Origin of the sequence: Rhodococcus sp. AG1013 (assembly GCF_003350365.1) — a bacterium.
Classification (GTDB): domain Bacteria; phylum Actinomycetota; class Actinomycetes; order Mycobacteriales; family Mycobacteriaceae; genus Prescottella.
This window is the reverse complement of sequence record NZ_QQAT01000007.1, coordinates 102824-125434: the sequence shown is the minus strand read 5'-3', so window position 1 is coordinate 125434 and position 22611 is coordinate 102824. Positions and strand designations below refer to the sequence as shown.

Genomic DNA, 22611 nt, shown 5'->3' with positions numbered 1-22611 from the left:
GCGGCGCCGAGGAATCGTGACGGTTGCGCTGGCCGGAGCCCTGGCCGCCACCGGGTGCGGCACCGGCATCCAGGACCTGCCGCTGGGGCGGTCCGTGCCCGGCGACAACTACACCGTGAGCGTCCAACTCGCGCACGCCGACGGGCTCCTCGGTGCCGACGTCCGCCACGGACAGCGCGTGATCGGTCGGGTCGCGCACCTGTCCCCCGACACCGTCGGAGCGGTCGTGGACCTGAACCTGACGTCGTCGGTCGAGCTGCCCGACAACGTCGAGGCCGCGGTGGAGCTGCCGTCCGCGCTGGGCAGTCCGTTCATCCGGCTCCGGGAGCCCGAGCAGCCGTCCGGAACCGCGCTGTCCGACGGCGACGTGATCGCCCTGTCCCGCACCGAGATCGGGCCGCAGATCGAGAGCGCGCTCGCCACCCTGGGCGCGGTCCTGACCGGTAGCGGCTTCGACCAGTTGCAGACCGTGATCGGCGAACTGAACGCCGCCTTCGACGGACGACCCCAGCAGGTCCGGAACCTGCTCGACACGGTCACCGCCCTGACCGGGACGGCGACGCAGCACCAGCAGGACTTCGATGCCGCGACCGATCTCGCCGCGGACATCTCGCGCCAACTGGTGGCGCAGCTGGACGTCATCGACGGGTTCCTCGACACCGCGCCCGAGACGGTGACCATCCTGGCGGGACAGCGGGATCGCATTGCTTCCCTGCTCGATTCGAGCGCACGGCTGGCCGAGCACGTGGACTTCGTGACGTCGCAGTCGTCGACCGGCCTGGGTGCGGTGCTCGGTGACACTGCGACAGTGCTGGCATCGCTGCGCTCGTACAACTCTCGCATCGGCGAGACCCTCGCGAACATGAACAGCTTCCTCGGGAACTTCGATCGTGCGGCCAAGGGTGACTATCTGATGTTCGACGGCACCCTCGACATCCCCGCCGGCATCGAGAACCTGATCACCGGCGGGACGGCCGCACCGCCGCCCGAGGCAGGGTCGATGCGCTCGCTGTTGTCGGGAGGTATCGGATGAGGCGCGTCGTGCTGGTCCAGCTGATCCTGTTCGCGCTGACGGCCGCAGTGGTCGTGCCGTTCGGTATCGCGTACGTGGCCGGTCCGCGCGCCTTCGGAGACCCGATCCGACTGCATACGAACATGTCCGACGCACTCGGGCTCACCGCGGGAACGACCGTCACCTACCGCGGCGTGCAGGTCGGGAAGGTCGCGTCGGTGGCGCTCGACGCCGAACACGGCGGTGCGCGTGTCGAGTTCGACCTCGATCCGGGGACCCGGATCCCGCAGGACAGCATCGCAAAGGTCGGGATGGGGACCGTTGCCGGCATCCAGAACGTCGACATCTTCCCGAACACCGACGCCGGGCCGTATCTCGAGGACGGCGACACCCTGGCCGCGCCACAGGATCAGCAGCCCGTCCAGATGGACCAACTGATGGGGGACGCCGCGAGGCTGCTCGGCAGTATCGACCCCGACGCCGTCAGCACCCTCGGCACCGAGTTGGGCGCATCCTTCGAGGGGCTCGGGCCCAGCCTGACCGGACTGATCGACGACGGCGACCGGCTCACCGCTCTGCTCGAACGGCAGGCACCCGAACTGCGCTCACTGCTCACGCGCACCGCGAGCCTGGTGGGGACGATGGCAGAGGCCTCCGATTCGTTCGTCCGCGGGATGGGTGCGGCGCGCACCTTCACCGGCCAACTCGACGACAACCGGCCGGTCCTGGTGTATCTGGTCGACCGTTCGCCCGAGGCGCTCACCCGCACCAGGGAACTGTTCGACCGGTACCACGACACTTTCGGTGCGCTGCTGGCGAATCTCGCGACGGTCACCCCGGTCATCTCCGACAGACATGACGCACTGGCCGTGGGACTCGACGAGATCCCCGAAGGGCTCGGCAAGCTCGAATCGATCGTCAAGGGGGACCGGGCGGAGTTCGCGCTCGTCGGTACGCAGGGGCCCGTGTGCAACTACGACACGACCCGTCGCGCCGTGGGCGCCCTGACGCCCACCGAGCCGAACCTCACGCTGTACTGCCCGCCCGGAACCGACATCGCGCAGCGCGGATCGCGAACGGCCCCACGCCCCGACGATCTCGGGCTGCAGAACGCGACGACGCCAGGAACGGTCATCGGCCCGCCGATGGTGCAGGACCCGATCCTCGTCCCCACCGGGGTCGAGGCGCTCGACCAATGGAACCAACTGCTGGAGGAGTTCGGAGATGGCGAACGATAAGCCGGACAACGGCGACGACACCGCGACCACCGGTGCGGTTGCCACGACGGCGCAACCGGTGGTGGACGCGGCCGCGGACACGAGCGAGCCGTCGTCGACCGACCGGCGCCGGTTCGGGATCGTCCCCGTCGCGATCCTGGCGGTGCTGGCCGTCGTCCTCGGAGCGGTGGCGGCCCTGCAGTGGTGGGAGCAGCGGAAGCTCGATTCGCTGCGCGACGCGGCGATCGACACCACCCGCGACTACGCGCAGACGATGGCGTCGTTCGATTACCAGAACCTCGACGCGAACCGCGACAAGATCGCGGGGATGTCCACGCCCGAGTTCACCGGCAAGTACAACGAGATGGTCGACGCGTTGCGGACACTCGTCACCGACGGTCAGGGGCAGGCGACGGCCACCGTCACGAACATCGGTGTCCAGAGCCTCGACGATTCGAGTGCGGTGATGCTGGCCTTCGTCGACCAGGAGGCGAAGAACGTGATTGCTCCCGAAGGCAAGTCGCAGAAGTACCGGATGGTCGTGATGCTCGAACGGGACGGCGATCGCTGGATCGTCGACAACGTCGAGACCAAGTAGCCACCGGCAGCGGAGGGGTCTCATGCCGACCAACTATCTGGACCTCGCGGGCGCCGAACCGCGACTGACCAACGAGCGCACCCGGATTCGCATCGCGACCGCGCGGCGCCGGGGACGCGGCCCGGCCCGGATCTCCGATGCCCTCGACTTCTGGTCGTTCGCCGGCGGCGCGGCGAACGTCGTGATGCAGCTGTCGTGGCCGGAGGTGGGACACGGGGTGGCGGAGAGCAAGGTCGAGTCCGGCAGTCTCGTCAAGCATCCGTGGAAGCGTGCCCGCACCACGTTCACGTACCTGTCGGTGGCGATCCTCGGCACCGACGACGAGCGCCGTGCCTACCGGGAGGCGGTGAACGGCGCCCACCGGCACGTGCGGTCGGACGAGAACAGTCCGGTGACCTACAACGCCTTCCACCGGGAACTGCAGTTGTGGGTTGCGGCATGCCTTTTCATCGGGTTCGAGGACACTCACCAGCTGCTGCACGGGAAGATGACGCCCGCGCAGGCCGAGGAGTTCTACCGCTCGTCGTCGACCCTCGGCACCACGCTGCAGGTCACCGAGGACATGTGGCCGGCCACGCGCGCCGACTTCGACCGGTACTGGAACATCGCCTGCGAGCGGGTCGCGATCGACGACACCGTCCGCGGATACCTCACCGATCTGATCGGACTGCGGATGGCGTCGTGGCCGCTGCGGCTGGTGTTCGGTGCCCTCTTGAAGTTCCTCACCGCCGGATTCCTGGCGCCGCTGTTCCGGGAACAGCTCGGGCTGGAGTGGAGCGAGGACGATCGCCGCCGGTTCGAGCACCTGTTCATCTTCGTCGCGTTCGTCAACCGCTTCGTTCCCCGATTCGTGCGGCATCTGCCGAGTCGGGTGCTGATGCGTGACCTGCAACGCCGGATCCGGCGCGGCAGGCGACTCGTGTAGGTGCAGGCCGTGCCGACGTCGGCACGTTCCGGTGTTGCGCGCTGTGCGCGGGGCATTCGTCCGGTTTGATGGAGGGCACAGGGTGCCCAGCGCCCCAGGCCGGAACAGAGGACGAAGGTTTGACCGAGTCGCAGCAACCGGTAAAGACCGATGGTGCCGCCATCGACTACTTCGAGCCCGACGATCGATGGGTTCCCGTCGATCGACGATGGTTGGGCCTCGACCGCAGGACCATCGCTCCGACGCTGGTCGTCCTGGCGTTCGTCCTCATCATGGCCACGATCCTGCCCGCGATCGACGACGCGACCCCGTACGACGACCGGGTGGCCGCGGGCGACGTCATGGAGGTCGAGGGCGGCGTGACGTTCGTTCCGGCCGCGGACTGGGGAATCACCTCGGGCGTGCGGGTCGGCGACAAGCCGACTTCCGGGTCGTACCCGCCCTCGGCAAAGGTTGTGGACGGCGACGTCTCCTTCGCGGTTCGCAGCGCTCCGTTCACCGGGGATGCGGCCGGACTCCTCGACCAGATCAGGCAGACGACCGAGGCGCTCAATGGTGCCAACGGATTCCAGGTCGCCGGCGACCCGGCCGACATCACGACCGCGGACGGCGGCCGCGGTGTGCTGGCGAGGTACTCGGGCACGACGTCCGACGGCGTCATCGCGGCGTTCGTGTTCGACGGGATCGGTGTCGAGGTCGTGGCCGTCGGCCCCCCAGAGATCGACCACGATCAGTCCTCGGATATCGGACGCATGATCTCGAGCATCAGCCACCGAACGGGAGGGGGCGCATGACCACCACCGAGACGATCGACGAGCTGCAGCAGTCCCGCGTCGCGGCGATCGACAATTCCGGTTGGGGTCGCTCGTTCGCGTTCTATCAGCCGCGCAACGCCGCCTTCTGGGTGTACCTGCTGTTGGTCGCCAGCGGAATCCTGACCTTCTTCGCGATGCTCGCCACTTCGTCGGGCGCGTACGGTCGGGCGATTGCCGTCGCAGCCATCTCCTTCACCGTGTACGGGGCGGTGTTCTGGTGGTTCACCCGGCACATCGACCGGTACGCCCGCCAGCCGGTGAAGCTGATCGTCGTCGCGTTCCTGTGGGGTGGATTCGCCGCGACATGGGTGATGGCGGCCACCGCCAACGATGCCCTGCTGGCCCTGTACGCGAAGGTGTTCGGGCAGGCGTGGTCGCTCGACTGGGGAGCCGGTCTCGCTGCCCCCTTCACCGAGGAGGTCGCCAAGGGGATCGGCCTGCTGCTCCTCGTCTCGTTGGCGCCGCGACTGGTGCGAACCGCCTTCGACGGCTTCATCCTCGGCGCATTCCTGGGCCTCGGATTCCAGATCATCGAGGACATCGTCTACGCGTTGAACTCCGCCGGGTCGCAGTTCGGGGCCAACCAGGTGGAGGCCGCCATGTCGACCGTCTGGCTGCGCATGGCCACCGGAGTCACCGCCCACGTCCTCTACAGCGCGATCTTCTGCGCCGGCCTGGTCTACCTGATGGGGCGTCCGGGCGAGCCGCGCCGGGCGGGAAGAGGACTGGCGCTGATGGCGTGCGCGATGCTGCTGCACGGCGTCTGGGATTCCGCCGGGGCGATCACCCGCGGCAACGGTGCGCTGATGCTGCTGATGATCGTCGCGATGATCCTGGTCGGGCTGTACGTCGTGGTTCGCGTCTTCAAGATGACGGTTCCGCGCGAACGCGAGTACCTGCGGCACGTCATGGCGCCCGAGGTGGCGAACGGTGTGATCACCGATGCCGAACTCGAGGCGATGTGTGGCGACCGCAAGGCGCGCAGGGCGTTCCGGAAGGCCCCGGCCACCCACCACGAACGCAAACGCGCCGGTTTCGTCCTCGAGGCGGCCGGGGACCTGGCGGACGAGTTGGCGGGGTCTCGCGGAACCGACACCGGCCGCGTCGAATTCGCGCGATCCGAGGTTCGGCGGATCCGTGCCGTCGTCCCCTCGGCGAATCCGTAGGTTCCACCCCGAAACGAACGGTCGTGTTGCCCCGAGTGCTCCTGCCGGCGACGCCAGGAGCACACGGGAACTCCGATAACACTCAGGTCACATTGTTCGGGCAACAGTCACAAATTGGATCGGCCCGTTCGAGGCATTGCGGCGCGCCGGTCCGCGCGTAGTATTAGTAGTGCGGATCGAGTGAGTAATCGGTAACGGTGAAAGGCTCGTGAAACAGAGATCCGGCCGAGGGTGTGAAAGCATTCCCGGCCGAACCCCTGTCTGGGGACCTTTCCCTCGTCGGCGTCGATCCGACTCAGCGCACCCGCAACCGTTCGCGGCGCAGCTGCTCCACCTCGGGCAGGTCCAGCGGCGCCAACTCGTCCACCCCGAGGGCGCGCTTCAGCAGCAGGTCCGCCAGCTCCGGATTCCGTGCGAGTACCGGTCCGTGCATGTAGGTGCCGATCACCGAGCCCTGCGTGACGCCTTCGAGTCCGTCGCCGACGCCGTTGCCCACGCCGTGGGTCACCCGGCCCACGGGCTCGGCGTCGGCGCCGAGAGTCGTTCCACCGCGGTGGTTCTCGAAACCCGACAGGGGAGCGGTCAGGCCGTCGATCAGCGGCGTGGTGATGACCTCGCCGATCGAGCGCGTGGCCTGCGGGGTGGTGGTGGCGTCGAGCATCGAGACGCCCTCGACGCGCTCGCCGGCCGACGTCTCGTACCAGTGCCCGAGCACCTGGATCGCCGCGCAGATCGCGAGCACGGGTGCGCCACGCTCGGCGGCGCGCTGCAGGCCCGGATAGGTGTTGAGGTGGCGGGTCGCGAGGCGCTGCGCCGAGTCCTCGGCGCCACCGAGGGTGTAGACGTCGAGGGAGTCGGGGACGGGATCGCTGAGCGTGATGTCGACGATCTCGGCGTCGTATCCGCGCATGCGCAGGCGCTGCCGCAGGATCAGGGCGTTGCCGCCGTCGCCGTAGGTGCCCATGACGTCGGGCAGGACCAGGCCGATGCGGACCGTCGACTCAGACATCGCGGCTGTTCTCCTTCGCGATCGCGGTGTTGAGGTCACGGAACGCCGTGTAGTTGGCGAGTACCTCGACCCGTCCGGGCGGGCACGACGCGATCGCCTTCAACGGGTCCGGCTCGAGCGTGTGCTCGACGCCGGCGTACGTCAGGCGGACCGCGAGGTCGGTGCCGCGCTCACCGGCGGCGACGACCTTGACTCCCTCGAAGTGCTCGAAGCGCACGTCCCACAACCACGACAAATCCTCGCCGTCGGGGACCTGGCCGTTGACGGCGATGACGAGGCCGTCGACGCTGTGGTCGATCATCGACAGCGCCTCCTGCCAGCCGGCCGGGTTCTTCGCCAGCAGCATGTGCACGGAGTGCGCGCCCACCTGCACGGTGCTGTAGCGGCCGGCGACCTCCTCGACGATCGATGCGGCGGCCACGGCGTCCTCCGCCTTCGCCCCCATCGCGACGGCGGCGGCGACGGCCTGGGCCGCGTTGCCGCGGTTCGCCCTGCCCGGCAGCGTCAGCTTCATCGGGAGCACCAGCCCGTCGGGGCCGTACAGGTTGTCGTCGTCGAGCCACCAGTCCGGCGTCGGACGCGCGAAGTCGGAGCCGGTGCTGCGCCAGTTCGGGCCGTCCCACACTATCGGCTCGCCGGTGCGCGGGCAGCTCACCGAATCGCTGGCCCAACCGCTGCCCGCGGCCACCCAGATCACGTTCTTGCAGTCGTAGGCGACGGAGGTGACCAGCACGTCGTCGCAGTTCGCGACCACGATCGTGTCGGGGTGCCGTTCGAGGCCGGCGCGCAGCTTGCGCTCGATCATGTTGATCTCGCCGACCCGGTCCAGCTGGTCGCGGCTGAGGTTGAGCAGCACCACGACTTCGGGGTTCACGGCGTCGGACACGTGCGGGACGTGCAGCTCGTCCACCTCGAGGGCCGCGAGCGGGGCGTTCACGCGCGCGGTGAGCGCGGCGACGATACCGGCGTCCATGTTGGCGCCGTCGGCCTGCGTCGCGACCTCGTCGAGCGTCGCCAGCGCCGCCGCGGTCATGCGGGTGGTGGTCGACTTGCCGTTGGTGCCGGTGATCACCACGCTGCGGCGTCCGCGACCCAGTTGCTCCATCAGGGTCGGGTCGATCTTCAGCGCGATCAGGCCGCCGATCATCGAGCCCTTGCCGCGTCCGGCCTTCTGCGATGCCCACGCCGCAGCGGCCGCGGCACGCAGGGCGAGGCGTCCGCGCAGACTGATCCGAGTGCTAGTTCCCACGTGCCGAGTTTTCCACAGGCTGATCGGGGACGTCGCCCGGCGCCGGGCTGCCGCTCCGGAAACGGCGATGCCGCGCTCCCGATCGGGAGCGCGGCATCACGAAAAGCCGAGCGACGAGTGCCGCGTGGACCCGCGAGTGCCCAGGTCAGCTGGCCAGGGCCTTGGCCTTGAGCGCCTGGAACTCCTCCTGCGTGATGGTGCCGGAGTCGAGCAGCGACTTGGCGTCGGCGATCTGCTCCGCGCCGGACTTACCGGCCACCTGGCGGATGTAGGAGTCCTGCGCGTCCTTCATGTGCTGTGCGGAAGCGATGGACCGCTTTGTCATGTCGTCGCCCTTGACGATCAGGTACACGAGCGCGGTGATGAACGGGAGGATGATCAGGAAGACCACCCAGATTGCCTTGACCCAGCCGGAGCTCTTGTGATCCCGGAACAGGTCCGTGATGATCGAGAACAACAGCATCAGGTAGGCGACGAACGCGAAGCTGACGAGAATCACCCAGAGAAAATCCCAGAAAGAGTCCATGCGGACGGCTCCATTCACGTGTTCGGTCGAGAGTGCAACTGACTGTGACACAACGGCCGCCGCAATTGGGTCATTCGTTGTAGGTGAAATCCGCGTCACGATCTCGACGGCCGCGATTACCGTCGGATTCCTCGTTCGTCGGCCTCCCGCATCGGCCTGAGCGCCCACTCCTCGTCGGCTTCCGCGGAAACCCGCGGCTCGCGTCGAGGAATGGGCGCTCAGCTCAATTGCGGTGCGGTTGCGCCCCACGGCCCAGGAGCGCTGCCGCGATACCCGCTACGAATCGGAGTCCCATGCCGAAGAAGGGGCCGCACCCTCACGGATGCGGCCCCTCTCGAGGAGTTCGGAAAACTCAGTGCGCCCGGTTGACCGCCGAGACGACGGCCCGCAGCGACGCGGTGGTGATGGAGGTGGCGATGCCGACGCCCCAGACGACCTTGCTGGTGCCGTCGGGCAGGGTCACCGCGCACTCGATGTAGGCCGCGGCCTGGGCGTCGTCACCGGCGGACATCGCGTGCTCGGAGTAGTCCAGGACGCGGACGTCGAAGCCGATGGTGCCCAGTGCGTCGACGAACGCGGCCAGCGGACCGTTGCCGGAACCGGAGATCTCCTGCTCGGCCCCGTTGACCTTGACCACCGCGGTGATCGCGTCGGTGCCGCCGTCCTCCTCGGACGCCGTCACCTTCTGGCGCATGCGCTCGAGCGGGTTGACCGGGGCCAGGTACTCCTCGGAGAACACGTCCCAGATCTCCTTCGGGGAGACCTCGCCGCCCTCTCCGTCGGTGATCTTCTGGACGGCCTGCGAGAACTCGATCTGCAGACGACGCGGCAGCTGCAGGCCGTGGTCGGCCTTCATGATGTAGGCGACGCCGCCCTTGCCGGACTGCGAGTTCACGCGGATCACGGCCTCGTAGGTGCGGCCCACGTCCTTGGGGTCGATCGGCAGGTAGGGGACCTCCCACACGATGTCGTCGACATCGGCGTTCTGGTCGTCGGCCGCGGCCTTCATCGCGTCCAGGCCCTTGTTGATCGCGTCCTGGTGGCTGCCCGAGAACGCGGTGTAGACCAGGTCGCCGCCGTACGGGTGCCGCTCGTGGACGGGCAGCTGGTTGCAGTACTCGACCGTGCGACGGATCTCGTCGATGTTCGAGAAGTCGATCTGCGGGTCGACGCCGCGCGTGAACATGTTCAGACCCAGTGTCACCAGGCACACGTTGCCGGTGCGCTCGCCGTTGCCGAACAGGCAGCCCTCGATGCGGTCGGCGCCGGCCTGGTAGCCCAGCTCGGCGGCCGCGACACCGGTGCCGCGGTCGTTGTGCGGGTGCAGGGACAGGATGATGCTGTCGCGCTTGGTCAGGTTGCGGTGCATCCACTCGATGGAGTCGGCGTACACGTTGGGCGTGGCCATCTCGACGGTGGCCGGCAGGTTGATGATCACCCGGTTGTCGGGGGTGGCGCCCAGGGTCTCGACGACCGCGTCGCACACCTCCTTGGCGTACGACAGCTCGGTGCCGGTGTACGACTCGGGCGAGTACTCCCAGCGCCAGTTGGTGTCGGGGTGGTTCTTCGCCTCCTCGAGCACCAGCGCGGCGGCGTCGGTGGCGATCTTCTTGATCGCGTCCTTGTCGGCGCGGAACACGACGCGACGCTGCAGGATCGACGTCGAGTTGTAGAAGTGCACGATCACGTTCTTCGCGCCGTCGCAGGCCTCGAAGGTGCGCTTGATCAGCTCGGGACGGGACTGCGTCAGCACCTGGATGGTGACGTCGTCCGGGATCGCGTTGTCCTCGATGATCTCGCGGACGAAGTCGAAGTCCGTCTGGCTCGCGGACGGGAAGCCGACCTCGATCTCCTTGTAGCCCATCCGGACCAGCAGCTCGAACATGCGGCGCTTGCGGGCGGGGCTCATCGGGTCGATCAGGGCCTGGTTGCCGTCGCGCAGGTCCACGGCGCACCACTGCGGGGCGCGGTCGATGACCTTGTCGGGCCAGCTGCGATCCGGCAGCGAGACGGTCTCGACCTCTTCACCGAACGAGCGGTAGCGGAAAGTCGGCATCGACGAGTTCTTCTGGGTGTTCCAGATCGGCTGGTCAGCAGGCGCCGGCTTGGACGGCGGAGTGATGGTGCGCGATCCGGAAGTAAAGGCGTCAGCGGGGGACATGGGATTGATCTCCAAGTTCGAATGTGGACTTTATGAGTCCGACAGCTGAGTCGACCGGCGCACGAGAGAACCCCGCGACGGGAAGCCAGTCTGGATCAGACCCCGCCGCGGCACCCAAGGAGGAGTGCGCGCTGCATAGCTGGCACTGTACTCCTGCGTCTCTCCAGCACGCGCGGAGTGGGGAGCAAATTCACACCGAGGGCGGGGTCGACGTGGTCGACTGTGCGCATGACAGCACAGCTCGACGCGGCCCGCTCGTATGTGGCCGCCCTGCTCAGCCACGACGGAGATTCGGTGCCGTACGCGCCGAACGCGGTGCGTTACGAGATGGGCCTCAAGACGGGCCTTTCAGGAAACCACCTGCGCCGCAGCCTTTCGCGTGGCCCACAGTTCCGGGTGATCCGCGCCATCCGTGACGAGCAGTATCGAGTGGAGGGCGACGAGGTAGTGGCCGACTACCTGATCGACGCCGGCATGTTCGGTCGCACACTCGCCACCGCGCACGTTCACGAGACGTTCGTCATTCCCGCCGACGACCCGCGCATCCACCGGATCGAGGCGAAGATTCGACTGGTCGGCCGGTAGACGCGCTGGACATCATCCGCGGCGAGTGGGGACGCGGACCGCTCCGCTGCGCAGACTGGCCGACATGTCCGATGTGCGCGGGGCGGTGCGGGGATGGATTCGTGCGCGTCTCGCCGGAGCGGAAGTCCTTCAAGGCCGACTTCGTCGCGGGAATGCCCGGTGCGATCAGCAGCGTGCCTGACGGCATGGCGTCCGGTGTGCTCGCCGGCGTGAGCCCGGTCCACGGGCTCTACGCGAGCTTCGCGGGTCCCCTCTTCGGTGGTATGCAGACCAGCACCAAGCTGATGGTGATCACCACCACCAGCGCCGCCGCCCTGGCCGCGGGATCGGCGGTGGCCGACATCCCCGAAGAGGATCGGTCCGGGGCGTTGATCCTGCTCACGCTGATGGCCGGTGTCGTGATGGTCGCGGCAGCGCTGCTGCGCCTCGGCCGCTACACGCGATTCGTCTCGCACTCGGTGATGACCGGTTTCCTCACCGGCATCGCGGTGAACATCGTGCTCGGGCAGGTCCCCGATCTCGCGGGCGCCGATGCGAGCGGGTCCGTCGCGGTCGCCAAGTTCTTCGACGTGGTGTCCAACCCGTCGAGCATCGACTGGCGTTCCCTGGTGACGGGCGTGACGGCGCTGCTGCTGTCCGTGGTCCTCGCCCGCACGCGGCTGGCGCTGTTCGGCTCGCTGATCGCGCTGGTCGTGCCGAGTGCGATCGTGATCGGGTTCGGCTGGGGCACCGTGGACCGTGTGTCCGACGTCGGCACCATCCCCACCGGCCTGCCGCTACCCGGCCTGCCCGATCTGGGGCTCTTGTCACCCTCGCTGGTCAGTGGGGCACTCGCGGTCGCGGTGATCGTGCTCGTGCAGGGCGCCAGGGTGGCCGAGGCGGCACCGAACCTGGACGGCAGCCGGTCGCAGGCTGACGTGGACTTCTCGGCGCAGGGCATCGGCAACATCGGCTCGGCCTTCTTCGGGGGCATGCCGGTCGGCGGCTCGGTCGGGCAGACGGCGCTCAACGAGACCGCGGGCGCGCGCAGCCGCTGGGGCGCCGTCTGGTCGGGCATCTGGATGCTCATCATCCTGGTGTTGTTCTCGGGGCTGGTCGGGAAGGTGCCGATGCCGACGCTCGCCGCGGTGCTGGTGTTCGCCGCGGTCGGCTCCATCCGGCCGAGCCGGATCCGGACGATCCTGCAGTCCGGACCGAGCTCGCAGATCGCGCTTGCGACCACCTTCGTTGCGACACTGTTTCTTCCGGTGACCGCCGCGGTCGGAATCGGCGTAGCGCTGTCGTTGCTGTTACAGCTCAACCAGGAGGCCATCGACCTGTCGGTGGTGGAACTGGTGCCCGGTTCGGACGGCGCTCTGCGCGAGCAGCCCGCCCCGCGCGCCCTGGCCGACGGGCAGATCGTCGTCCTCGACGTCTACGGCAGCCTCTTCTATGCCGGCGCCCGGACACTGCAGGCTCGGCTGCCCGATCCGGGTGGAGCGGTGAATCCGGAAGTGATCCTGCGACTTCGGGGTCGTACCACGCTGGGTGCGACGTTCTTCTCCGCGTCCGTGACTACGCGAAGCGCCTCGACGCAGCCGGTGGGCGGTTGTATCTGAGCGGCGTCGGCGAGGGCGCCTCGCGGTACTGGGACGACGAGCGGTTGGCCGGTCAGGGAATCGCGTTGGAGATCTACCCGTCGACCGACACCATCGGGGAGTCGACGCGTCACGCGTTCGCCGCGGCGGAGAATCGCCTGGTGCGGGTGACCGAACGCCACGACGGTTGAGCTGAAACGACTCAGTCCGGCAGGCGCCGCATCTCGATGATGGTGAGTCCCAACGAGTCGAATCGCGCGAGCATGCCACGCAGTTCGGTGGGGCTGCGGACGGGGCCGTAGAGGGTGGTGTGGGCGCGAGCCGTCTCGGACACCTGCAGTTCCGGAAAAGCCGCGAGAACCCGTTCGGACAGTTCACCACCGACGAGGAACGCGTAACGCACGGTGGCCGGCCAGCCCGGATCGGATTGCGCCATGACGCCTCCCTCGGCATGTCAGGTGAACTGCCCCGACCGGGTCGCGGAACCCGGTCTTCCGAGGATGCCGTCGTGAGGTCCGGGTCACCTCACCCATCGATGGTGAATCCCGATCAGAGCAGTCCGCGCGTGTGCGCGGCGGCGACCGCGTCGCGCCGGGTGGTGACGCCGAGTTTGCGGTAGATCCCGCGCAGGTGGGTCTTGACGGTGTTCACCGATACGCAGAGGTCGTTCGCAATCTGCTCGGCAGTTCGCCACGACGGAAGTTCGCCGAGCAGTTCGAGTTCCCGGGGAGTCAGCGCCTCGGTGGGCCCCGACTCGCGGGCCGGGAGCGACGCGACGATGCGATCCGCGAAACCTCCGAGGTGTCCGAATCTGCCGTGGCTGTCCAGTAGCAGGTCTCGAATCGACGGGTCGACGTCATGGAACGGGCGCAGCACCGACTCGGGTTCGGCGAGTCGCAGCGCCTCCGCCAAGGAGGAGTGGGTACGAGCGCGGTGTCCGCGCCGGTGCGCCGCCACGGCCTCGGCGAGCCACGCAGTGATCAGGTTCGTTGCTGCAGTGCACATCAGGTTGCCGTCGAGCACCGGGACGAGCAGCTTCCGGGCCCGCTCGAGGTGCTGGTCGTGCAGGTGCGCGAGCGCATCGATCACCACCGCGTCCCCGGTCCCGGGGAGTGCGACCGCGGAACGGGCGACGCATTCGTTGGCCCACTGTGATTCGCCCCCAAGCAGATAGGCCGAATGGATCGAGGGCAATACAGCGGCCGCGATGCCCGGCGGCGGCCGGTGTCGACTCGATCCGCCACCCGCATGGATCGCGGCCACCGACCCGTGTCGATCCTGCGAAGTGGCGAGTCCGAACAGGGCGGCGAGGGACGATGCGGCCCGGGCCAGGTCGGTGTCGAGGTCCACCAGCGCCACCGTGGCAGTGCCGGCGGACTCGGTCGCGTCCTCGAGCCGGATCCATCGGCACCACGCGCCGAGCAGGGCTGCCAGGTGGGTCTCGACATCGTGCGTCAGATCCGCGTCGCGGCCCAGTTCGACTGCCTCGTCAGCGAATTCTGCTGCCTCGGAAACCCTGCCGCGACAGACGGATGCCGCCGCGAGGGCGGCGAGAGCATGCAGTACCGTGCGCGGGCTCCGGCCGGCCCGCGCGTGCGCGAGCGCTCGGCGCAGCGGGCCATCGGCCCCAGCGGCGTCTCCCTGGTAGAGCCGCCCACGCCCCAGTTGGAGCAGGACGAACGCGTCCAGTTCGGGATCGCCGGTGGTCCCGGCATCGACGAGGGACAGGCGCGCGAGTGCGGGAGTGAGGTCGCCGGTCCGGATCGCCGCCTGCACGCGCAGGGATTCGTGGAGCAGACGCTGACGATCCGCGGTTCCATCGAGCGGCGGCCAACTCGGTTCCAGCGCTGCAAGTGTGGACTCGGCGGCAAGTGTGTTGCCGATGGCAACGGCGGCCGCGGCGTCCGCCAGCCGGGCCGCGGGATGATCCCGCACCGACCTCGATGCTCGCGCGAGGAGCCGTTGGACGGCCTCACCATGGCCGTTCTGCACCAGGGTGAGGCCGGATTCGGACAGGACCCCGACTACGTGGTCGTGATCGCCGGCGTTGATGCCGTGTTCGAGTGAGAGCAGAGCATCGCCGAACTCGGTGTACCACTGGGCGGTTGCCTGCTCCAGTTGTGCCACAGCCTTCGCGCCGAGGCGCGTCGTTTCCGCGCGCAGGTAGCTTCGGAGGAGCGGGTGGTATCGAAAGACTGTGGGGGAATCCTCGATCCGGCTGAGGAGGCAGTTCTGATGCTCGAGTCGATCAGTGATGTCGTGTGCATCGGTGTAGCCGGTGAGCTGTTCGGCCAGTGCGACAGTGAAGGTGGCGGGTACCGATGTGTAGAGCAGGAACTCGCGTTCTCGGGGTTCGAGCCCTTCGAGGACCTGTTCGAAGAGGTAGTCCGCCACCGCGCGTCGATCGCCGGTGAAGTTGGCGATCAGTCCGGCGGGATCGGGGTGGCCTGCGAGCGACATTCCCGCCAGTCTCAATCCTGCCGCCCACCCCTCGGTGCGTTTCATCAGCGCGGCGAGATCAGTATCAGGAAGGTGCACATCGTGTTCGGTCAGCAGTTCGGCAGCTTCGTCCGCGGTGAAGGCGAGATCCCGGAAGTCGAGGTCGAACACTTTGCCGTCGAGTCGCAGGCGCTGAACGGCAAGGGGCGGTTCGAATCTGCCGGCGATGACGATTCGGAGGCGGGCAGGGGGAGCGCGCAGGAACGACTCGAGATCCGCGAGCGCATCAGGGTCGTGCAGCAGGTGTGCGTCGTCGATGACGAGGCGGATCGGATCGGCGAACTGTCTCAGCGCCTCACCGATCGGAAACCGTTGCGCGGGAGACGGCGGCGGCAATCCCCGGCAGATGCGGCGCAACTGGGGATCGCCCGCGTTGACGAGCGCTGCGACGAGCGTGTCGTGTAGTACGTGCGAGTCGTTGTCGTGGTCGTCGACCGTGGCCCAGGCGGTGATCGGTTGTCCACCGTCGCTGCGCGCTCGACGAGCCCAGCCGGACAGTAGGGTGGTTTTCCCTGAACCTGCAGGGGCGCAGGCCAAAGCGACGTGCACGGCGGTCGGACCCTCGAAGGCGGCGTCGAGCGCATCCGCGAGCCGTTCCCGAAACACGATCCGATCGCTCCGGAACGCTGGAATATCAGCGCCCGCAGCGCAACTCCTGTCCTGCGCGATCGACACCCGACATGCCTCCCACATAACGAGCCCTCACCCGAGAGGGCTCCCGGGTGAACCCCACGTAGCGCCCGAAGCTTAACGCGGGCAGGCGATCTTTCGCGCGATATGTCTCTCAATCTCTGGACATTGCGGCCTGCAGGTGCTTTTCGACGTCGACATACGCGTTCGTCGGCGACGTCGAAGACCACCTTGACGATCCGGCCACCTCGATACTCGAAGCGGCCGGTGTAGTCGCTGGTCACGGCATCGCCACTGTCGTAGCCGATGCACAGGCCCTCACCGCACAGGGAGAAGTGGCCGGTCATCGTGCGAATCTCCGCGGACGCGACCTCCGTGCCGTCGATGTGGAGGGCGGCGGGTCCGTAGGACTCGTGATGTTCACCCGTCCGTTCCTTGCGGAAGTCGACCCCGATGATGTGGTGGCCGGCCTGAGGCGCCGGTGCCTCCACCACCTGCACGTCTCCCACGCCGAGGAAGTTGTAGACGTACCGGACCGCGCCGTCCTTGATGTACAGCGCGTGGCCGCCGAACCGCGAACCGTGCGCGAAGATCACCCCCTCGGTGTCGGTCTCGGTGTGTACCTCGGAGAGGACCTTGAACGACACGCCGTGCGTGTTCGCCGCCGATCGCTCTGGGATCTCGCTGGTGTCGGGGTAATAGATGTACTGGCCACTCGGCGGCACCGGGACGTTGAACTCGAGCTTCAGGAAGGTCTCGAGGTCTTTACCCACCACGAGCAGATCGTTCAGGGGCAGTACCTTGTTGGCCTTCGCCTCCTCCACCCACAACGCGGACAACTCCTGCACCATCTCGGGATGATCTGCCGACAGGTCGCGCGCTTCGGAGCGGTCCTGGTCGGTGTGGAAGAGCTGCCACTTGTCCCGGTCGAAGTTGCTCATGCCGCTCATCGGGCCATGTTCGGTGACGGCCTTCCATCCGTCGTGCCGGATTGCGCGGTTGCCGAACATCTCGTAGTACTGCGTTCGCTTGCGGGTCGGCGCATCCCCGTCGTCGAACGAGTATCGCATCGACACCCCGGACAGGGGACTCTGCTTCACACCGTTCACGACGTCCGGCACGGCGACACCGCACGCCTCGCGAATGGTCGGAACGATATCGGTGCAGTGGTGGTACTGGTCGCGAACCTCGCCGCGTGCCGCGATGCCCTTCGGCCGCGAGATCACCAGCGGGTCGCAGATGCCGCCCTGGTACGTGTATCGCTTGAACATCCGGTAAGGCGTGGAGAATGCGACCGCCCACCCGGTCGGATAGTGGTTGTAGGTGTCGGGGCTGCCAAGCTTGTCGATGACCGGGAGGTTGTCCGCGATCGTGTCGGGGTAGCCGTTGAAGAACTTCCCCTCGTTGACGGACCCGTTGGGACTGCCCTCTCCGGACGCACCGTTGTCGGCGGCATAGATCACGAGAGTGTTGTCGAGCTGGCCCGATTCCTCGAGGTAGTCGATGATCCGCCCGACCTGGGCGTCGGTGTAGTCGGAGAATCCGGCGAACACCTCCGCCATCCGGCTGAAGAGTCTCTTCTCGTCGCCGTTGAGTGTGTCCCACGGCCGGACCGCATCACCCTCGGAGAACGTGCCCGGCGGCATCGGGTTGATCTCGGTGAGTTCGGTGTCCTCGGGAACGATGCCACGCTCGATCATCCGGGGCAGCACCCATTCCCGGTACGCCTCGTAGCCGTCGTCGAACATGCCCTTGTACTTGTCGATGTACTCCTGCGGCGCGTGGTGCGGGGCATGGTTCGCGCCCGGGCAGAACCACAGGTACCAGGGCTTGTCCGGCTCCGTCTGCTTGGAATCCCGGATGAAGGCCATCGCCTTGTCCGCGAGGTCCTTCGACAGGTGGTAGCCGTCCTCGGGCAGGTAGGGCTGCTCGATGTAGTGGTTGTCCTCGGCCAGGGACGGGTACCAGTTGTTGGTCTCTCTGCCGATGAAGCCGTAGAACCGGTCGAAACCCTGGGCCAGGGGCCATTCCTTCTTCGACGCACCGGCTGTCCGTTGAGATGGTGATTGCGGCCGGTCAGGAAGCAGGACCTGGTGGGGGAGCACAGTGCCGTGGTGTGCCACTGGCTGTAGGTGAGTCCGTCGGCAGTGAGGCGGTCGAGGGTCGGCATGCTCACCCGTCCGCCGTACGGCGACCAGGCGGCGGTGCCGGTGTCGTCGAACAGTACGACGAGAACGTTGGGTGCACCCTCGGGAGCCTTGTCGGCGGTGAATGCACTCCGATCCGGTTGGGAATCACGGATGTCGACATTGATGATGCCCTCGAACTCCTTGGCCATGAGATCCTCCAGCACAGTGCGGTCATGGTTCGGTACAGGTCCGTTGTCGAGATAGTGGGCGTTACGGTGCGTTTCCTCTTCACCCGTCGTGTGTGAAGAGGAACTGGTGATGGCGACGGAGCATGGCGACGTGACGCCTACGAAACGGACATGGCCCGTCTTCGGCTCGTTGCAGTCCTACCGACGTGAGTGGATCCGCCCGGACGTGGTTGCCGGGCTGACGGTGTGGGCCGTGCTGGTGCCGGAAGCCCTCGCGTACGCCACCATTGCGGGCGTTCCCCCGGTAGTCGGTCTGTACGCCGCCGTCCCGGCTCTGATCCTGTATGCGGCAGCGGGCAGTTCGCGTCACCTCATAGTCGGGCCGATGTCGGCCACGGGCCGCGTTGTCGGCAGCGATCATCGCGCCGCTGGCAGGTGCCGACGGTGGCAAGTACATCGCCCTGTCGACGGTCCTGGCGATCGCGACGGGAATCGTCGGGCTACTGGCCGGGTTGATCCGCCTCGGATTCATCGCGTCTTTCATCTCCGAGCCGGTGCTCAAGGGTTTCATCGTCGGCCTGGCGCTCACCATCATCATCGGTCAGGTCCCCAAGCTGTTCGGTGTCGAGAAGTCCGACGGCAACTTCTTCGAGCAGGCGTGGGGCGTGATCCGGCATCTCGGCGACACCGACTGGCGGACGCTGGCGGTCGGTGTGCTGAGTCTGGCGGTGGTGCTCGGCTTCAAACGGTGGCTGCCGTTGGTTCCCGGTTCCCTGCTCGCCGTTCTGATCGGTATCGCCGCGGTCGGCGTCTTCGGCCTCGCCGGCAAGGGCGTGACGATCGTCGGCCACATCGATTCGGGTCTGCCGTCGCTGGGACTGCCGTCCGGCGTGGGTTTCGACGATTACATCGACCTGCTGGGGCCGGCAGTAGGGGTGCTGCTCATCGGGTTCGCGGAGGGGCTCGGCGCTGCCAAGACTTATGCCGCGAAGGCCGGCTACGACGTGGACGCCAACCGGGAACTGATGGGTCTCGGCGCCGCCAACCTCGGTGCCGGCCTGGCGTCGGGGATGGTCGTCAACGGCAGCCTGTCCAAGACCGCCGTCAACGGCGGCGCTGGTGCCAAGTCGCAGGTCAGTGGGTTGATGGTGGCCGCGCTGACGATCTTGACGCTGTTGTTCCTGACCGGACTGTTCGAGAACCTGCCCGAGGCGACGCTGGCCGCGGTCGTGATCGCCGCGGTGATCGAGTTGGTGGACTTCGCGGCGCTGCGGCGCCTCTACGGGGTGTGGACCGAGCGGCTGGGGAGCATCTACGGCTATGCGGCGCGGGCCGACTTCGCCGCGGCGATCGCCGCGATGGCCGGCGTGCTGCTGTTCGACACGCTGCCGGGCCTGGTGATCGGAATCGGGGTGTCGATGCTGCTGCTGCTATACCGAGTGTCCCGCCCCCATGTGGCTGCACTCGTCAAGCAGGACACCCTGTGGGTGGATGCCGAACGGCACTCGGAAATCCCGACCCGGGACGACGTTGTGGTCGTGCGGGTCGAGGCGGGCCTGTTCTTCGCGAACTGTGACCATGTGAAGGCCCGCATCGAGGATCTGTGCACCGACCGCACCCGTGTCGTGGTGCTGGACGCCGAGACCTCGCCCTTCGTGGACGTCACCGCCGCGAAGATGTTGATGGAGCTTCGGGATGCGCTCGGTCGGAAGGGAATCGATCTTCGCGTCGCACGCGACATCGGCCAGTTCCGGGACACACTCGGCCGGGCTGCGACGGAGGGCCGGTCGGTGTCCGTGTACCCGACCGTCGCCGCCGCCCTGGCCGGGACCGGTGCGGACGCCTGAACGAGGTGCGGACACTCACCCGCGGTGGATGAAGCCGACGACGTGACGCGGTGCCTACGGTCACGGTACGTGCGCGAACATATACGGAAAAGGATCAACACGATGAGCTTCGATCCGAACGATCTTCAGCGAGGGACGCTTCCGATTCCCGATCTCGCGTACACCGGCACCGTCACCTATGACGCGACCGATCCGGACACGAAGTTCCCGCCGATCCGGCGGCTGTTGCCTCCCGAGGGCGCGCCGAACGTGTTGGTCGTACTGATCGACGACGTGGGGTTCGGGGCCTCGAGCGCGTTCGGTGGTCCGATCGAGACACCGAACTTCGAGCGGGTGGCCGCGCAGGGCCTCAAGTACACCCGGTTCCACACCACCGCGTTGTGCTCGCCTACCCGCGCGGCGCTGCTGTCCGGTCGCAACCACCACACCGTCGGCATGGGTGGCATCACCGAGATCGCCACCAGCGCACCGGGCTACAACTCGCTGCGGCCCAACAACTGCGCGCCCCTCGCGGAGACCCTGAAGCTCAACGGGTACAACACCGCCCAGTTCGGCAAGTGCCACGAGGTGCCGGTGTGGGAGGCCTCGGCGGTGGGTCCGTTCGACCACTGGCCGCACCCCGGTGGCGGGTTCGAGTACTTCTACGGGTTCCTCGGCGGCGAGACCAACCAGTGGTACCCGGCGATCTACGAGAACACCGCGCCGGTCGAGCCGTGGGGCACCCCCGAAGAGGGCTACCACTTCATGGGTGACATGACGGACAAGGCCATCGACTGGACGCGTCAGCAGAGGTCCCTCGCTCCGGACAAGCCGTTCTTCACCTACTTCGCGCCCGGTGCGACGCACGCCCCGCACCACGTGTCCAAGGAGTGGGCGGACAAGTACCGCGGCCAGTTCGACCAGGGCTGGGATGTACTGCGCCAGGAGACATTCGAACGGCAGAAGGCGCTCGGCGTCATCCCGCAGGACGCGGTGCTCACCGAGCGCAGCCCCGGTATCCCCGCCTGGGACGAGATGAGCGAGACCATCAAGCCGGCCCTCGTCCGTCAGATGGAGGTGTACGCGGGCTTCCTCGACTACGCAGACCACCACGTCGGCCGTCTCCTGGACGCGCTCGAGGAGCTCGACGTGCTCGACGACACCCTCGTCTACGTGATCATCGGCGACAACGGGGCATCCGCCGAGGGGTCGATGCACGGCACCACCAACGAGGGCTTCACGATCAACCACATGAACGAGATCGAGACCGAGGAGTACGTCGCCGCGCACATCGACGACATCGGGACCCCGAGCTCGTACAACCACTACGCGGTCGGCTGGGCGCACGCGATGGACACGCCCTACCAGTGGACCAAGCAGGTGGCCTCGCACTGGGGCGGTACCCGCAACGGCACCATCGTCAGCTGGCCCAACGGTATTGCGGCGCGCGGAGAGATTCGCACCCAGTTCACCCACGCCATCGATGTTGCCCCGACGGTCCTGCAGGCCGCGGGGATTCCCGAGCCGACGACGGTGCACGGCGTCACCCAGCGCCCCTACGAGGGCGTCGCCATGAACTACTCGTTCGCCGACGCCGACGCGGCCGAGCAGCACGAGACGCAGTACTTCGAGATGCTCGGCAACCGGGCGATCTACCACAAGGGCTGGACGGCGGTCGCGAAGCACAAGGACCCCTGGGTCGCGTCGGACCACGGTCTCGACGACGACGTGTGGGAGCTCTACAACGTGGAGGAGGACTGGACGCAGTCGCATGACCTGGCCGCCGAGTACCCGGACAAGCTCGCTCACCTGCAACGGCTGTTCCTCATCCAGGCCGCAAGGTTCAACGTGCTGCCGATGGACATCCGCTCGGCGGAACGGATGAACCCCGACATCGCGGGGCGGCCGGCGCTGATCACCGCGCAGAGCCAGACGTTCTACCGCGGCATGCGGCGCCTGAGCGAGAACTCGGCCATCAACATCAAGAACAAGTCCTTCACGGTCACAGCATCGGCCGAGGTGCCGGACAACGGCGTCAACGGGGTGATCATCGCGCAGGGCGGCGCCTACGGCGGTTGGTCGTTCTACGCGCTCGACGGCAAGCTCGCCTTCGCCTACAACCTGCTCGGTATCGACACGGCCATCGTCCGTTCGGACACTTCGGTGGCACCCGGAAAGCAGGAACTGCGGGCGCATTTCGCGTACGACGGCGGGGGACTCGGCAAGGGCGGCACGGTCTCACTCTTCGCCGCTGATCAGAAGGTCGGCGAGGGCCGCGTGGAGCGGACCATCCCGTTCCAGTTCACCTTCGACGAGACCGTCGATGTCGGAGCGGATCTCGCCTCACCGGTGTCGCCCGACTACGGGGCAACCGGCAACGCGTTCACCGGAACCATCGACCGGGTGCGCATCGATCTCGGCGACGACGACCACGCGCACCTGGCCGACCCGGAGCATCTGATGAACATCGCGATGATGCAGCAGTAGAGCACCGACAAC

General features: G+C 67.4%; 17 protein-coding genes and 2 pseudogenes. 12 read left to right on the top strand and 7 right to left on the bottom strand.

The annotated features are described in order from the left end of the window. The first annotated feature begins 16 nt into the window (after window positions 1-16). The 6 genes from DEU38_RS11525 to DEU38_RS11500 all read left to right on the top strand — a co-directional run bounded on the left by DEU38_RS11525 (window position 17) and on the right by DEU38_RS11500 (window position 5733). Entirely contained in the window at window positions 17-1033 is a 1017-nt protein-coding gene (locus DEU38_RS11525) for an MCE family protein (RefSeq protein ID WP_258557823.1), read from the top strand. Further along, window positions 1030-2250 (top strand): MlaD family protein, encoded by a 1221-nt coding sequence (locus DEU38_RS11520; protein WP_114721215.1) that lies wholly within the window; start codon window positions 1030-1032, stop codon window positions 2248-2250. The genes DEU38_RS11525 and DEU38_RS11520 overlap by 4 nt, the downstream gene beginning before the upstream one ends. Continuing rightward, window positions 2237-2827: a mce associated protein mas1a gene (locus tag DEU38_RS11515; RefSeq protein ID WP_258557822.1), complete on the top strand. Its 591-nt coding sequence runs from the start codon at window positions 2237-2239 to the stop codon at window positions 2825-2827. The genes DEU38_RS11520 and DEU38_RS11515 overlap by 14 nt, the downstream gene beginning before the upstream one ends. A 22-nt stretch (window positions 2828-2849) precedes the next feature. Beyond that, window positions 2850-3752, top strand: coding sequence for an oxygenase MpaB family protein (locus DEU38_RS11510; RefSeq protein ID WP_114721213.1), 903 nt, complete (start codon window positions 2850-2852; stop codon window positions 3750-3752). A 119-nt stretch (window positions 3753-3871) separates the two neighbouring features. Next, window positions 3872-4546: a hypothetical protein gene (locus DEU38_RS11505; protein WP_258557821.1), complete on the top strand. Its 675-nt coding sequence runs from the start codon at window positions 3872-3874 to the stop codon at window positions 4544-4546. Continuing rightward, window positions 4543-5733, top strand: coding sequence for a PrsW family intramembrane metalloprotease (locus tag DEU38_RS11500; protein WP_114721211.1), 1191 nt, complete (start codon window positions 4543-4545; stop codon window positions 5731-5733). The genes DEU38_RS11505 and DEU38_RS11500 overlap by 4 nt, the downstream gene beginning before the upstream one ends. Before the next feature lie 295 nt (window positions 5734-6028). Here DEU38_RS11500 and DEU38_RS11495 read toward each other — a convergent pair whose 3' ends face one another. The 4 genes from DEU38_RS11495 to leuA form a co-directional block, all read right to left on the bottom strand. Continuing rightward, window positions 6029-6742, bottom strand: a complete 714-nt coding sequence (locus DEU38_RS11495; RefSeq protein ID WP_114721209.1) for a type 1 glutamine amidotransferase — start codon at window positions 6740-6742, stop codon at window positions 6029-6031. Further along, window positions 6735-7991 (bottom strand): MurT ligase domain-containing protein, encoded by a 1257-nt coding sequence (locus tag DEU38_RS11490; protein ID WP_114721207.1) that lies wholly within the window; start codon window positions 7989-7991, stop codon window positions 6735-6737. Before DEU38_RS11490 ends, DEU38_RS11495 begins: the two co-directional genes overlap by 8 nt. Before the next feature lie 145 nt (window positions 7992-8136). Continuing rightward, window positions 8137-8517, bottom strand: coding sequence for an SHOCT domain-containing protein (locus DEU38_RS11485; RefSeq protein WP_114721205.1), 381 nt, complete (start codon window positions 8515-8517; stop codon window positions 8137-8139). Window positions 8518-8869: 352 nt separating this feature from the next. Then, on the bottom strand, window positions 8870-10678 hold the full coding sequence (gene leuA / locus DEU38_RS11480) for a 2-isopropylmalate synthase (RefSeq protein WP_114721203.1): 1809 nt from the start codon (window positions 10676-10678) through the stop codon (window positions 8870-8872). Window positions 10679-10906: 228 nt separating this feature from the next. Here leuA and DEU38_RS11475 point away from each other — a divergent pair, with 228 nt between their 5' ends. The 3 genes from DEU38_RS11475 to DEU38_RS29190 all read left to right on the top strand — a co-directional run bounded on the left by DEU38_RS11475 (window position 10907) and on the right by DEU38_RS29190 (window position 13031). Then, window positions 10907-11263 (top strand): hypothetical protein, encoded by a 357-nt coding sequence (locus DEU38_RS11475; protein WP_114721200.1) that lies wholly within the window; start codon window positions 10907-10909, stop codon window positions 11261-11263. A 101-nt stretch (window positions 11264-11364) separates the two neighbouring features. Next, window positions 11365-12861, top strand: a complete 1497-nt coding sequence (locus tag DEU38_RS11470) for a SulP family inorganic anion transporter (RefSeq protein WP_258557820.1) — start codon at window positions 11365-11367, stop codon at window positions 12859-12861. Further along, window positions 12852-13031, top strand: a complete 180-nt coding sequence (locus tag DEU38_RS29190; RefSeq protein ID WP_258557819.1) for a hypothetical protein — start codon at window positions 12852-12854, stop codon at window positions 13029-13031. Before DEU38_RS11470 ends, DEU38_RS29190 begins: the two co-directional genes overlap by 10 nt. Before the next feature lie 11 nt (window positions 13032-13042). On the opposite strand, the gene DEU38_RS11465 is transcribed toward DEU38_RS29190, so the two are convergent. Further along, window positions 13043-13276 carry a hypothetical protein gene (locus DEU38_RS11465; RefSeq protein WP_114721198.1) on the bottom strand — a complete coding sequence of 78 codons (234 nt, stop codon included), beginning with the start codon at window positions 13274-13276 and terminating at the stop codon, window positions 13043-13045. A gap of 113 nt (window positions 13277-13389) precedes the next feature. Continuing rightward, window positions 13390-14967 carry a LuxR family transcriptional regulator gene (locus DEU38_RS29185; protein WP_258557839.1) on the bottom strand — a complete coding sequence of 526 codons (1578 nt, stop codon included), beginning with the start codon at window positions 14965-14967 and terminating at the stop codon, window positions 13390-13392. 108 nt (window positions 14968-15075) lie between these two features. Between DEU38_RS29185 and DEU38_RS29180 the strand changes: the two genes are divergently transcribed. Beyond that, entirely contained in the window at window positions 15076-15744 is a 669-nt protein-coding gene (locus DEU38_RS29180) for a hypothetical protein (protein ID WP_258557842.1), read from the top strand. A 379-nt stretch (window positions 15745-16123) separates the two neighbouring features. Here the strand turns inward: DEU38_RS29180 and DEU38_RS11455 are convergent. Next, a pseudogene (locus tag DEU38_RS11455) lies at window positions 16124-18307 on the bottom strand (arylsulfatase). 109 nt (window positions 18308-18416) lie between these two features. On the opposite strand from DEU38_RS11455, the pseudogene DEU38_RS11450 reads away from it, so the two are divergent. Both DEU38_RS11450 and DEU38_RS11445 read left to right on the top strand, forming a co-directional pair. After that, window positions 18417-20133, top strand: a pseudogene (locus tag DEU38_RS11450) (SulP family inorganic anion transporter). A 102-nt stretch (window positions 20134-20235) separates the two neighbouring features. Then, on the top strand, window positions 20236-22599 hold the full coding sequence (locus tag DEU38_RS11445; protein WP_114721194.1) for an arylsulfatase: 2364 nt from the start codon (window positions 20236-20238) through the stop codon (window positions 22597-22599). The last annotated feature ends 12 nt before the right edge of the window (window positions 22600-22611 follow it).

Coding starts and splice junctions, on each gene's coding strand:
- DEU38_RS11520 (WP_114721215.1), top strand. CDS start 1,030: ATGAGGCGCGTCGTGCTGGTCCAGCTGATCCTGTTCGCGCTGACGGCC.
- DEU38_RS11515 (WP_258557822.1), top strand. CDS start 2,237: ATGGCGAACGATAAGCCGGACAACGGCGACGACACCGCGACCACCGGT.
- DEU38_RS11510 (WP_114721213.1), top strand. CDS start 2,850: ATGCCGACCAACTATCTGGACCTCGCGGGCGCCGAACCGCGACTGACC.
- DEU38_RS11500 (WP_114721211.1), top strand. CDS start 4,543: ATGACCACCACCGAGACGATCGACGAGCTGCAGCAGTCCCGCGTCGCG.
- DEU38_RS11495 (WP_114721209.1), bottom strand. CDS start 6,742: ATGTCTGAGTCGACGGTCCGCATCGGCCTGGTCCTGCCCGACGTCATG.
- DEU38_RS11485 (WP_114721205.1), bottom strand. CDS start 8,517: ATGGACTCTTTCTGGGATTTTCTCTGGGTGATTCTCGTCAGCTTCGCG.
- leuA (WP_114721203.1), bottom strand. CDS start 10,678: ATGTCCCCCGCTGACGCCTTTACTTCCGGATCGCGCACCATCACTCCG.
- DEU38_RS11475 (WP_114721200.1), top strand. CDS start 10,907: ATGACAGCACAGCTCGACGCGGCCCGCTCGTATGTGGCCGCCCTGCTC.
- DEU38_RS11465 (WP_114721198.1), bottom strand. CDS start 13,276: ATGGCGCAATCCGATCCGGGCTGGCCGGCCACCGTGCGTTACGCGTTC.
- DEU38_RS29180 (WP_258557842.1), top strand. CDS start 15,076: ATGCTCGAGTCGATCAGTGATGTCGTGTGCATCGGTGTAGCCGGTGAG.
- DEU38_RS11445 (WP_114721194.1), top strand. CDS start 20,236: ATGAGCTTCGATCCGAACGATCTTCAGCGAGGGACGCTTCCGATTCCC.